General features: G+C 66.0%; 13 protein-coding genes. All 13 read right to left on the bottom strand.

Annotated features, from left to right (window positions below; all coding sequences use genetic code 11):
* Positions 1–28 precede the first annotated feature (28 nt).
* The 13 genes from NQK35_RS02695 to frr all read right to left on the bottom strand — a co-directional run bounded on the left by NQK35_RS02695 (position 29) and on the right by frr (position 11,715).
* Complete coding sequence (locus tag NQK35_RS02695; RefSeq protein ID WP_257114476.1) at positions 29–394, bottom strand: acyl carrier protein; 366 nt, start codon at positions 392–394, stop codon at positions 29–31.
* Positions 394–897 (bottom strand): DUF3145 domain-containing protein, encoded by a 504-nt coding sequence (locus NQK35_RS02690; RefSeq protein WP_048725232.1) that lies wholly within the window; start codon positions 895–897, stop codon positions 394–396. The genes NQK35_RS02695 and NQK35_RS02690 overlap by 1 nt, the downstream gene beginning before the upstream one ends.
* 171 nt (positions 898–1,068) lie before the next feature.
* The gene (gene def, locus NQK35_RS02685; RefSeq protein WP_257114475.1) at positions 1,069–1,560 is read right to left on the bottom strand and encodes a peptide deformylase; all 492 of its coding nucleotides are present in this window, start codon (positions 1,558–1,560) and stop codon (positions 1,069–1,071) included.
* Between the two features lies 1 nt (position 1,561).
* Entirely contained in the window at positions 1,562–3,370 is a 1,809-nt protein-coding gene (locus tag NQK35_RS02680) for a proline--tRNA ligase (RefSeq protein WP_257114474.1), read from the bottom strand.
* 64 nt (positions 3,371–3,434) lie between these two features.
* Positions 3,435–3,854: a hypothetical protein gene (locus NQK35_RS02675; protein ID WP_257114473.1), complete on the bottom strand. Its 420-nt coding sequence runs from the start codon at positions 3,852–3,854 to the stop codon at positions 3,435–3,437.
* 104 nt (positions 3,855–3,958) lie between these two features.
* Positions 3,959–4,462, bottom strand: a complete 504-nt coding sequence (locus tag NQK35_RS02670) for a hypothetical protein (RefSeq protein ID WP_257114472.1) — start codon at positions 4,460–4,462, stop codon at positions 3,959–3,961.
* A 36-nt stretch (positions 4,463–4,498) separates the two neighbouring features.
* A complete protein-coding gene (gene ispG / locus NQK35_RS02665) occupies positions 4,499–5,665 on the bottom strand; it encodes a flavodoxin-dependent (E)-4-hydroxy-3-methylbut-2-enyl-diphosphate synthase (RefSeq protein ID WP_009211875.1) in 1,167 nt (388 codons plus the stop codon).
* A 124-nt stretch (positions 5,666–5,789) separates the two neighbouring features.
* A complete protein-coding gene (locus NQK35_RS02660) occupies positions 5,790–7,031 on the bottom strand; it encodes a M50 family metallopeptidase (protein WP_048743385.1) in 1,242 nt (413 codons plus the stop codon).
* Complete coding sequence (gene dxr, locus NQK35_RS02655) at positions 7,032–8,303, bottom strand: 1-deoxy-D-xylulose-5-phosphate reductoisomerase (protein WP_009211877.1); 1,272 nt, start codon at positions 8,301–8,303, stop codon at positions 7,032–7,034.
* Positions 8,303–8,851, bottom strand: a complete 549-nt coding sequence (locus NQK35_RS02650; protein WP_009211878.1) for a DivIVA domain-containing protein — start codon at positions 8,849–8,851, stop codon at positions 8,303–8,305. Before NQK35_RS02650 ends, dxr begins: the two co-directional genes overlap by 1 nt.
* A gap of 130 nt (positions 8,852–8,981) precedes the next feature.
* Positions 8,982–10,250, bottom strand: coding sequence for a 23S rRNA (adenine(2503)-C(2))-methyltransferase RlmN (rlmN, locus tag NQK35_RS02645; protein WP_009211879.1), 1,269 nt, complete (start codon positions 10,248–10,250; stop codon positions 8,982–8,984).
* On the bottom strand, positions 10,247–11,158 hold the full coding sequence (locus tag NQK35_RS02640) for a phosphatidate cytidylyltransferase (protein WP_009211880.1): 912 nt from the start codon (positions 11,156–11,158) through the stop codon (positions 10,247–10,249). Before NQK35_RS02640 ends, rlmN begins: the two co-directional genes overlap by 4 nt.
* Positions 11,158–11,715: a ribosome recycling factor gene (gene frr, locus NQK35_RS02635; RefSeq protein ID WP_009211881.1), complete on the bottom strand. Its 558-nt coding sequence runs from the start codon at positions 11,713–11,715 to the stop codon at positions 11,158–11,160. The genes NQK35_RS02640 and frr overlap by 1 nt, the downstream gene beginning before the upstream one ends.
* Positions 11,716–11,730 lie beyond the last annotated feature (15 nt).

Here is an 11,730-nt window from a genome sequence, read left to right as displayed (position 1 = left end):
GTTGATACTTCCCTAACGGGCTCTTTCGCTAGCTATTGGAAGCGGCTTCGGACACGGAGTCCAACAGGTCCGACAGGCTCACCCACGTCTCGACCTCGGCGTCCGCGAGCGTCACCTTCGCCTCGCGTTCGATGCGCGCCACGAGAGCGTAGAGGGAGATGTCATCGAGGTCGCGATCGCCGCGCAGGCTGTCCCGTCCCCTCACGCGCACCGGATCGATCTCGGCCTCGTCGGCCGCGGCCTCCATCGCGATGACGCGCGCCCTCTCGGAGGCATCCGACGCGCTCTCGCCTCCCGATGAGGGTGCGTCGTCCTCGGGAGGAGCCTCGGCGTCGGCCAGCTGCGCTAAGCCCGCGCGCAGCTGATCGCCGAGAAGATCGGCGATGGACCCCATCAGCCCACCCGGTTGTTGAGCCAGCGAACCGGCGCACCGACGCCGGCGTAGCGGAAGGACTCGAGCTCGTCGTCCCAGGCCTGCCCCAGCGCAAGGTTCAATCCCTCGCGCAGCTCCTCGTAGGACGATGCCGCCTCCAGGGCAGCACGAACCCTGTCTTCGGGCACGACGACGTTGCCCGCCGTGTCCATCTGGGAGTGGAAGATGCCCAGCGAGGGAGTGTGGCACCAGCGGCCGCCGTCACTCGAGGCCGTGGCCTCTTCCGTCACCTCGTAGCGCAGGTGCTCCCACCCTCGCAGAGCGGACGCCAAACGGGCGCCCGAGCCGATGGGTCCGACCCACGAAAACTCGCAGCGAACCATGCCCGGCGCCGCCTCCTGATCCGACCACTGGAGGTGAACCTCCTGGCCGAGCGCGGTGCCCAGCGCCCACTCGATGTGCGGGCACAGAGCGGGCGGTGTTGAGTGCACGAAAAGTACACCGCGGGTGTATGTCCCTCTCATTGTTCCTCCTGTTTGCTTGTTCAGGATCGTCTTCCCCTACGTCCTAACCAGCAACCGGAGGCGCCGAGCGGTCCGTCGACAACACGTGCGATGTGCTTACAGGATAGACGAACGCGCCGGGCAATGCACTGCAATACCCCGGCGCGCTCACGTGATGGCGCGACCGCCGCCTCAGAAACCTGCCGCGCGAATATCGCGCAGCGCCTTCTTCCGCGTCGGCCGGTCGAGCCTGTCGATGTAGATGTGACCATCAAGGTGATCGCACTCGTGCTGGATGCAACGCGCCATCAGCTCCTCACCTTCGACGACAACCTTCTTGCCGTCCAGGTCCGTTCCCTCGCAGCGGGCGTACCACGAGCGCTTGGTCGGGTACCACAGGTCGGGAACCGACAGACATCCCTCGTCCCCATCCTGGTACTCGTCCTCGCTCAGCGCCACGATGCGGGGGTTGAGCACGTAGCCAATATCTCCGTCGATGTTCCAGGAGAAGGCGCGCAGGCTGACACCGATCTGATTGGCCGCGAGCCCGGCGCGCCCCTCCATGTCGACTCCCTCGAGGAGATCCTCAACGAGAGCCTTCACGGACGGGGTGACCTCCGTGATCGGATCACACACGGTGCGCAACACTGGATCTCCGATGATGCGAATCGGACGAATAGCCATCTCATTCTCCCTTCACGGCCGCGCCGTGGAGCTCGCGCAGTCGCGCGGCGGCTTCCTCGACCGGCACGACGATCGTCTCACCCGTGGCCCGCACGCGAATCTCGACCTTTCCGTCGGCCAGGGACCGTCCGACCACGAGGCCGAAGGGAATGCCCACCAGCTCGAAGTCCTTGAACTTCACCCCGGCGCTCACCTTGCGCCGATCATCGACGAGGACATCCAGTCCCGCTACGTCGAGCTCATCCCCCAGAGACGCGGCGGTAGCGAACACCTCCTCCCCCTTGCCGGTGGCGAGAACGTGCACGTCGAAGGGGGCAATCTGGGCGGGCCAGCTCAGGCCGCGCTCGTCGCAGTTGGCCTCCGCGAGGGCCGCCATCACGCGGGTGACACCGATGCCATAGGAGCCCATCGTCACCACCTGCGTCTTGCCACACTCGTCCAGCACCGTCAGCCCCAGGGCCTGCGCGTACTTGCGTCCGAGCTGGAAGATGTGGCCGATCTCGATGCCACGCTCGAGGTGGAGGGGACCCGATCCGTCGGGGGCCGGATCGCCCTCGCGGACCTCGGCGGCCTCGATCGTGCCGTCGGCTGCGAAGTCGCGGCCCATCACCAGGTTCAGGACGTGGCGCTTGTCGGCGTTCGCACCGGTCACCCACACGGTTCCCTCGACCACTCGCGGGTCCACGAGATAGCGCACGCTACCGCTGGTGTTTCCTTCTGAATCCACCGTGCGCGCTGGGGAGTTCGGCCCCAGCACCTGGGGGCCGATGTAGCCGCGGACAAGCTCGGGGTGCCCCGCGAAGTCACTGTCGGTGGCCATGTCAACCTCGGCCGGGGCGACGGAGGCCTCGAGCCGTTTCATGTCAATGTCGCGATCCCCGGGGATACCCACGACAAGAATCTCGCGCTTACCGTCGGGGTGGGTCAGCGTGAGCACCACGTTCTTAAGAGTATCGGCCGCCTGCCACGGGCGGTCTTCGCGCGGATGCTCGGCGTTGAGCAGGTCAACCAGCGACTCGATCGTCGGCGCGTCGGGCGTGGGCACCTCGAGTGGAGACGGCACGCCGGAGGCATCCACCGCATCGGGTGCGACCGTGGTCACCGCCTCGGCGTTTGCAGCGTAGCCGCCCGGGGAGGCGACAAAGGTGTCCTCACCGATGGGCGAGGGGTGAAGGAACTCCTCCGACCGCGAGCCGCCCATGGCGCCGCTCATCGCAGAGACAATGACGTAGCGCAGGCCCAGGCGGGTGAAGATGCGCTCGTAGGTGTCGCGTTCGGCCTGGTAGGAAGCGTCGAGGCCGGCCTCGGTGACGTCGAAGGAGTAGGCGTCCTTCATGACGAACTCGCGTCCGCGAATCAACCCGGCGCGCGGGCGCGCCTCGTCGCGGTACTTCGTCTGGATCTGATACAGCGTGGTCGGCAAATCCTTGTACGAGGAGAACATGTCCTTGACGAGGAGGGTAAACATCTCCTCGTGGGTCGGTGCCAGCAGGTAGTCGCCGCCCTTGCGGTCCTCCAGCTTAAACAGCGTCGGCCCGTACTCCTCCCAACGGTTCGTTGCCTTGTAGGGCTCAGCGGGGATCAGGCCCGGAAAGTGAACCTCCTGCGCGCCCATCGCATCCATTTCTTCACGCACGATGTCCTCGATCTTGCGCAGCGTGCGCAGGCCGAGAGGAAGCCACGTGTAGATGCCCGGAGCGGTGCGGCGAATGTAACCGGCGCGAACCAGGAGCTTATGGGAGTTAACCTCGGCGTCCGCCGGGTCCTCGCGCAGGGTTCGCAGGAAGAAAGTCGAGAGATTTCGAAGCATGGTCCAAGAGTACGTTACTTCGCGCCCGCTGGGCGAGTGGCACCACCGACGCGGGAAGCAGCCCCTAGGCCACGTCGGCCACCGAACCGAGCTCGGCCTCGCGCGCCTGGGGATGCGCACGGTAGTAGCGGCGAGCCATCCACCCCGGGTAGGCCCACTCAGGAAGCCCACCCAGGTAGAGCGACTGAATCGCCAGGAGGGTCATGAGCGCGAAGATAGAGACGAGGATCGCGCACGAACCCAGCACGTCAAGGCCGCGCGCTTCGCGCCCCACAATGTCGGCTACCACGAACCAGCTGACCGACAGGAAGGGCATGAGAGGCCACACGACACGGAACACTTCCCCGGGCGCGTCGCCGTCGGAAAGCTCAAGACGAAGAGACATCCGCCGCGCGCTGGCTCCCACCCCGCACCACGCCCACGCCCACAGGAATGCGATCGACAATCCCACAACAACGAGCGGCGCGGTCGAGCTGGTGACCATTCCATCCCCCTTCGGACGAGAGCAACATCCCCGTTGGCGTTGCGTACCCACCGATACTACAGCATCGCCCCGGGATGATGTCCATTCGAGCGGAAGAAACGGTCTCAGGCGTCGACGACGCCCGCCACGCAGGCGTCGCGCAGATCGCGCAGCATCGACCACGATGAGGCCGACTCGGCGCTCACTCCCGCCCACACGAGCGCGCGCTCGCGCCCGCTGACCTCGTGGCGTTCTCGGATGTGGACGAGCGTGCGGCCCGGTGAGAGGGGAAGCAAGGCGATCACGCAGGTGCCCGACGCCGGCGTGCCCTGCGGGGAGGCGGGCGGCGCGACGCGCATGAGGATGTAATCCTCATCGCGGATCTCGATGATCGTCGACTCGTCGTCGGGTTCGAAGGCGCGCCCCAGCACGTCCCACACCACGGACGAGGGAGCATCGATCGCCACCCCTCGGTCAACGATAACGTTGGCTCCGGGCAGGATCAGGTCACCCGGGAGAGACACGTCTGCCTGCGAGGCGGTCAGGCCGATCCGACGCGGAAAGCCCGAAGCGGCCAGCGCGCACGCGCCCGCGACGAGGGAAAGTCCAACGAGAGTCTGAATGCGCATGCTGCGCTCCTTTTCTTCGAGGGTGACGACGCAGGCTCAGAAGTCGATTCCGGGGAGCTTGGCCTGGGGGGCGCTCACCGGAGCGACCTCGACGCTACCCGAACCGGGTTCCAATCCGAGTTCTTCGGCGAGGGCGCCCGCGCGCCTGATGAGGGTCTCCACGATCTGGTCCTCGGGGACGGTCTCCACGACCTCGCCGCGAATGAAGATCTGGCCCTTGCCGTTACCCGAGGCCACGCCAAGGTCGGCCTCGCGAGCCTCGCCGGGACCGTTGACGACGCAGCCCATGACGGCGACCCGCAACGGAACCGTCAGGTCCTTCAAGCCTTCGGTGACTTCTTCGGCGAGCGTCCACACATCCACCTGCGCCCGTCCGCACGACGGGCAGGAGACGATCTCGAGCGTCTTGTCGCGCAGGCCCATGAACTCGAGCATCTTCGTGCCCACCTTGACTTCCTCCACGGGAGGGGCCGACAGCGAAACGCGAATGGTGTCACCGATGCCCTCCGCGAGGAGAATCGAGAAGGCCGACACCGACTTGATGGTCCCCTGGAAAGCCGGCCCCGCCTCAGTCACGCCCAGGTGAAGCGGCCAGTCCCCCGCCTCGGACAGCATTCGATAGGCCTGGATCATCGTCAGAACATCGTGATGCTTCACGGAAATCTTGAAGTCATGAAAGTCATTCTCTTCGAAGAGGGAGGCCTCCCAGATCGCCGACTCCACCAAGGCCTCGGGAGTCGCGCGACCGTACTTCTTGAGCAGGCGCGGGTCCAAAGACCCCGCGTTGACCCCGATCCTCAGGGACGTTCCGTGGTCGGAGGCGGCCTTGCAGATGTCCTTCACCTGATCGTCAAAGCGACGGATGTTGCCGGGGTTGACTCGGACGGCACCGCAGCCGGCCTCGATCGCCTGGAACACGTACTTCGGCTTGAAGTGAATGTCGGCGATGACGGGGATACGCGACTGCTTGGCGATGACCGCCAACGCATCGGCATCCTTATCGGTCGGGCAAGCCACGCGAACAATGTCGCAGCCGGCGGCCGTTAGTTCCGCGATCTGCTGCAGGGTCGCACCGATGTCGTGCGTCTTCGTCGTCGTCATCGACTGCACCGACACCGCAGCGCCTCCACCCACAGGCGTGTCGCCGACCATGATCTGGCGCGTGGGCTTGCGCGGGAAGGGAGCCGAAGAGGCGCCGGGCATACCAAGATTGATTTCACTCACCGGCCCATTATCGCGCACACGGGACGAACAGTCCCACGCGGGCAACGATCACGTGGTCAGAGTCGCTTTCGCGCCCCGCCGCGTCCGGCCGGACGCCACCCGATCAGCCCAGGCTAATCGGCTTGACGATATCAGCGACGATGAGGATCACGCTCATGGCCACCAGGAGGGAGCCAACCGCCCACGTCAGGGGCACCAGACGAGCGGTGTCCGCGGGCCCGGGGTCGCTCGCGCCTCGCAGGCGCGCCACCTGGCGCCGCGCTCCCTCGAAGAGCGCGCCCACGATGTGTCCTCCGTCCAGGGGCGGCAGGGGGATCAGGTTGAAAACGAAGAGCGCCATATTGAGCGAGGCCAACAGGCTCAACAGGACGGCCACGACCTGGCGGGTATCGCGCAGGCCCAACGCCTGGGAATCCCCCGTCACCTCCCCGGCCAAGCGCCCCACACCGACGACGGAGACGACACCAGAGGCATCCCTCGGCGCATCAGTGAACACCGAGCGACCAACCTCCCACACGGCCACCGGCAACCTGCCGACAACCGCGAGCGTGCCGGTCAACATCTGCCAGTTCGCGCTCGCTACCTCGCCCACCGACGCTGATACGTACTCGTAACCGGCCGTAATCCCCACGATGCGTCCGCCGCTTGCCCCCGTCACCGGGGTGAGAGTCAGGTCAAGGCGTGTTCCCTCGCGCTCGACGCTGAGGACGCCGGCCTCGCCCTCGGGGGTCGCTCCGATCAGCTGCTGCAACTGGGAGAAGGAGGACACGGGCGTGCCGTTCCACGCCGCGACGGTGTCGCCGGGCAGAACCCCGGCCTCATGCGCCGGCGACGCCAGTTCGCCGCCCGGCGTGCTCACCGTCGCCGGCACATCGGCGATCGTACGCGACGGAGTGGGTGCGCCAATTCCCATCATGGTGACGGCCGAGAGCACGACGCAGATCAGCAGGTTCATGAGGGGCCCGCCCAGCATGACGGCGATCTTCTTCGGCGCGCTCAGCAGGTAGAAGGCGCGCGACTCCTGCCCCGCTGGGATCTCCTCCGCGGAGCCCTGCCGAGCCTCCTGGGCGAGCGTCGGCTTACCGCTACGCCCCACCAGGCGCGTGCCCGCACGGGCGGGGGCATACATGCCGATGATCTTGACGTATCCGCCCAACAAGATGGCACGCAGCGCGTAGGTGGTCTCCCCGATCTTCTTCTTCCACAGGGCCGGACCGAAACCCACCGCGTAATCGGGGACGAGCACGCCGAACTTCTTCGCGGGAATCATGTGTCCCAGCTCGTGCAGCGCCACCGAGGCGAGAATGCCGACAACGATAACGACGATGCCCAAAACCGAACCCACTCACATATCCTTCCATCGGCCAGCGCGCACCACTTCGTGTGCGCGACGAACCGCCCACTCTTGCGCCGCCACAATGTCATCAAGCGAGGGGGCGGCAACTCCCTCGTGCTCCTGGAGAACCGCCGACACCGTGTCGACGATCGCGAGCCACGGGACAGCACCGGCCAAGAACGCGTCGACGAGGACCTCGTTTGCCGCATTGAGGACAGCCGGGTGGGTCGCAGACGCGCCCACGGCGAAACGTGCCAGCTCGAGCGCCGGGAACGTCTCGGCATCAATCGGCTCGAACGTCCACGACGACGCATCGCGCCACGTGAGCGGTTCCTCAACGCCGACCAGGCGTTCTGGCCACGTCAACCCCAGCGCGATCGGCAGATGCATGTCGGGAGGTGAGGCCTGGAGCGTCGTCGCCCCGTCCTGCCAGGTGACCATCGAGTGAACAATCGACTGCGGGTGAATCGTCACAACGATGTTGCTCGGCTCGACGTCGAACAGGAGGTGTGCCTCGATGAGTTCCAACCCCTTGTTGACCAGCGTCGAAGAGTTGATCGTGACGACCGGACCCATCTGCCACGTCGGATGGGCGAGGGCCTGTTCGGCACGCACGCCCCGCAGCTGGGCACGGCTTCGTCCGCGGAAGGGCCCACCCGACGCAGTCAGGACGATCTGCGCAACCTCCGAACGCCCCGACAAACGCGGCGAGGTCAGCCCCTTCTCGTGGACGCCCGACGCCAACGCCTGCGCGATGGCCGAATGCTCGGAGTCGACGGGGACGATCTGGCCCGGAAAACGCATCGCGTCCCGCACGAGCGCTCCGCCCACGACCAGGGATTCCTTATTCGCCAGCGCCAGGCGTGCTCCGCATTGCAGGGCCGCAAGCGTCGCCGGCAGTCCCACGCCGCCGGTGATACCGTTGAGAACGACGAGGCGAGGGCGACCCGGGTCGGTGCCGACGAGCTCGGCGCTCGCCCGCACCAGTTCGACCGATGCCTGCGCGCCCACGAACACCTCGGGGCACCGTGCCCCCAGCTCCCGCACGGCCGCCTCCAGCTGGCTGCGCACATCACGCGCCACCGCGACGAACGACGGTTTCAACGCGACAATCTGCGCGGCGAGCTCACCCAGCGTCGATCCGCCCGCGCTCAAGCCCACGACGTCAAAGCGCCCGCGGTGAGCCTCAATGACCTCGCGTGCCTGCGTTCCTATCGATCCGGTCGAGCCCAGCAGGACGACGGGGATCGTTTCGCCGTGAGGAGAGCACGAATCACTCATCAGTCAACCGCGAGAAGAATCTCGACCGCACGCCCCAGGTAGGCATCCACCGGCCCCTCCGCGTACGCCTTCTTGCCGCGCTTGGGACGGAAGGTCACGTGGCGGATCTCGTCCGCGGTCAACTCTGCGGCCTCGTCAAAGTAGGCCGCGATACGATCCAACAGGTCGTCAACCTCCTCGCACGCGTACCCGCGTCCCGACGTCGGGTGAGAGAAGCGCTCACCGCGCGGTCTCTGGAGCCTGGGATAGAGGGTGGTCGCACGGTCGGCAACTCGGTCATACCAGGCGGCCTCGCCGTCGGCCGCGACCGAATCCGCTCGATCCCGGTTGACGAAGGCAGCCTCAAGGCGATTCATCGCACCGTCAACAGCGTCGATGCTGTAGCCCCGGCTCTTGAGCTCAAACGTCGCCAGGCGCACCTGCTCGGCACTGAATTGCTCGGGCGGAACCCCACCCTCGTACGCGCGCCGCGCATCTTCAAAGAACGCGTCAACCTGAGCGCGGTCATAGCCCTTCGAGAAGATACTCACCGTAGGAAACTCAGTCATCACTACTCCTAATTCTCTGTCCTGGCACAAAGATACTCATCGACCGCGCCCGCAGTCCCCAACCAGAGGCTACCCGATAGCGTAGGCCAAAAGCCCGCGCTTCTCTCGCGCCGGAACGCTCGCCGCTCACTCACGCTTTCTCCTGTCGCATCGAGGCACCCCCGGAGTGCGCCGTCGCCAGCTGGCCGCAGGCGCCGTCGATGTCCGAGCCTCGCGTGTCACGAATGGAGGTCGCGATGCCGTTGTCACGCAGCCGCGACACGAACGCATGCTGGGCACGCCGCGTCGACGCCGTCCAAATCGAGCCGGGGGTCGGGTTCAAAGGAATCGGATTGACGTGTACCCACCCGTGCCCGCGCCTATTGAGCTCGTCCGCCAGCAGCTGAGCGCGCCACTCCTGATCGTTCATGTCCTTGATCAACGCGTACTCGATCGAAACTCGGCGCCCCGTTGCCAAAAAGTAACCGCGAGCAGCATCGAGAAGCTCGCCGACCTTCCAACGCGAATTGATCGGAATCAGGTCGTCCCTGAGATCATCATCCGGCGCATGCAACGACACGGCGAGCGTCACCGGCATTCCCTCGCCGGCGAGCTTCTTGATCGCGGGAACCAGTCCGACGGTCGACACCGTGATGTTTCGTGCGCTCATGCCGAAGCCCTCGGGCGCAGGATCGATCAACCGATGCAGCGCAGCGACAACCGTCTTGTAGTTGGCCAGCGGCTCCCCCATCCCCATAAAGACCACGTTGGACAGGGTCGTGGGCCCTCCCGCCAACGCCCCGTCGCGGCACGATGCCTGCGCGGCCCGCACCTGATCCACGATCTCAGCCGTCGAGAGGTTGCGAGTCAGACCCATCTGTCCCGTCGCGCAGAAAGGACAGGCCATGCCGCAGCCCGCCTGGGAAGAGACGCACAGAGTCGTACGCTGGGGGTAGCGCATGAGCACCGACTCGACCTGAGCTCCGTCGTAGAGTCGCCACAGGTCCTTGATCGTGCGCCCTCCGTCCGCCTCGAGCGAGACGACCTTCGTCACCAGGTGCGGCAGGAGCGCCTCGGCCACGGCCTCGCGCATCCCGGCTGGAATGTCGCTCATCCGCGCCGGATCGGCCTCGAAATGAGAAAAGTAGTGGCGGGAGAGCTGATCGGCTCGAAAGGCCGGAAAGCCGAGGTCCTTCACGACCTGCTTGCGCGCGGCGCTGTCAAGGTCAGCCAGGTGAGATGGTGCCTTGCCTCGGCGCTTGGCCGTAAAGGACAGCACCGGCTTGGCGTCCCTGTGAGTGGCGCCCTCCGGGGGCTGGTCGGTGGGCCGAACCTCCCGGCGCGCCGACTCCCCGGCGAGGGAGACTCGCGGGTCGCGGCGTCCACCGTCACGACGGCTTCTTCTCGTGGACTGGATCAATGGCTCGACTCCCACGAAATACCCGGCAGCGCCCACGCGAAGATGAAGTAGGCCACCGGTGCGCTCATGAGCAGCGCATCGACCCGGTCGAGAACACCGCCGTGCCCGGGAAGGATCTGCGACATATCTTTCAGGCCGGCCTCGCGTTTGATCAGCGACTCAGTGAGGTCGCCCATCGTGCCAACGAAAGCAATGGCGACTCCCGCGACGACTCCCCACCACCAGGAGGCGCCGAGAAGCCAGAGGCCGACGACGCCCACGGCGGTCGAGGTGAGCGCGGACCCGGCGAAGCCCTCCCACGACTTCTTCGGCGACAGAGCCGGAGCCATCGGGTGCTTACCGAAGAGGACACCGAGCGCCCATCCACCCGTGTCGTTGGCAATGACCATCAACTCAAAGACGACGAACACCCACGGCGAGCGCCAGGCGGCCAGCATCAACACGACGAACGAGGCCAGGAAGGGCACGTAGAGTGCAGTGAATGCCGAGGAGACGACGTCGCTCATGCGCGATTCCTGTCTGCGGTCAAGCAGGCGCCACGCGGCGCACACGAAGACCGTGATGTACAGGGCGAAGAGCATGCCCTCGCTGCCCAACCACCAGGCGCATGTCACCATGCCGATGGCGCCGACGTACAGCGGCGTCACCGCGAGGGTGACGCCCATGCGCGCAAAGGCTCCCGCCAGTTCCCAGATGCCGATCAGGCACACGAAGCCGATGACCCCGACGAAGGCGGGCAGCGAGGTGAACAGCGGAACGGCAACCGCGACGATGAGGACGATGGCCGTCGTGACCGCCTGCGGGAGGTTGCGCCCCGCCTTCCCCGTCGCCCCACTCGTCGGCTGGTGCACGCGAGTGGGCCCCGGGGAAAAGACGCGGGCGAGAAACGATTGATCCGGTGAGGCCATCAGATCGTCAGCAGTTCGCTTTCCTTCGTGGCGAGCATCTTGTCAATCTTGTCGGTGTGAGCCTTCGTCATCGCGTCGAGAGACTTCTCCGCACGCGCGGTGTCGTCCTCCGATACCTCCCCGTCCTTCTTGAGGCGGTCCAGCTGGTCCTTGGCCTTCCTGCGCACGCCGCGCACGGAGACACGCCCGTCTTCGGCCTTGCTCTTGGCCTGCTTGACGTACTCCTTACGGCGCTCCTCGGTCAGGGCGGGCAGCACCACGCGCACGACGTTGCCGTCGTCGGTGGGGTTGACACCCAGGTCCGATTCGCGCAGCGTGCGGATGATCTCCTGGGTCGCCGTGCGATCAAAGGGAGAAATCAGGACGGTGCGCGCCTCCGGGATCTGGAAGCTCGCCAGCTGCTGCATCGGCGTCGGCGCGCCGTAGTAGTCAACCATGAGCTGCTCGAACATGGAAGAGGTCGCACGTCCGGTCCGGATGTTTGCAAACTCGTGGCTCGCCGAGTCGACAGCCTTATCCATCTTGTCCTCTGCCTCGAGGAGAATATCGTCGATCACTGTGTGCTCCTTAAC

It is taken from the genome of Schaalia odontolytica, from assembly GCF_024584435.1.
Lineage (GTDB): Bacteria > Actinomycetota > Actinomycetes > Actinomycetales > Actinomycetaceae > Pauljensenia.
Note: the sequence above shows the minus strand (reverse complement) of the source record. Positions and strands in the feature narration are given on the sequence as shown.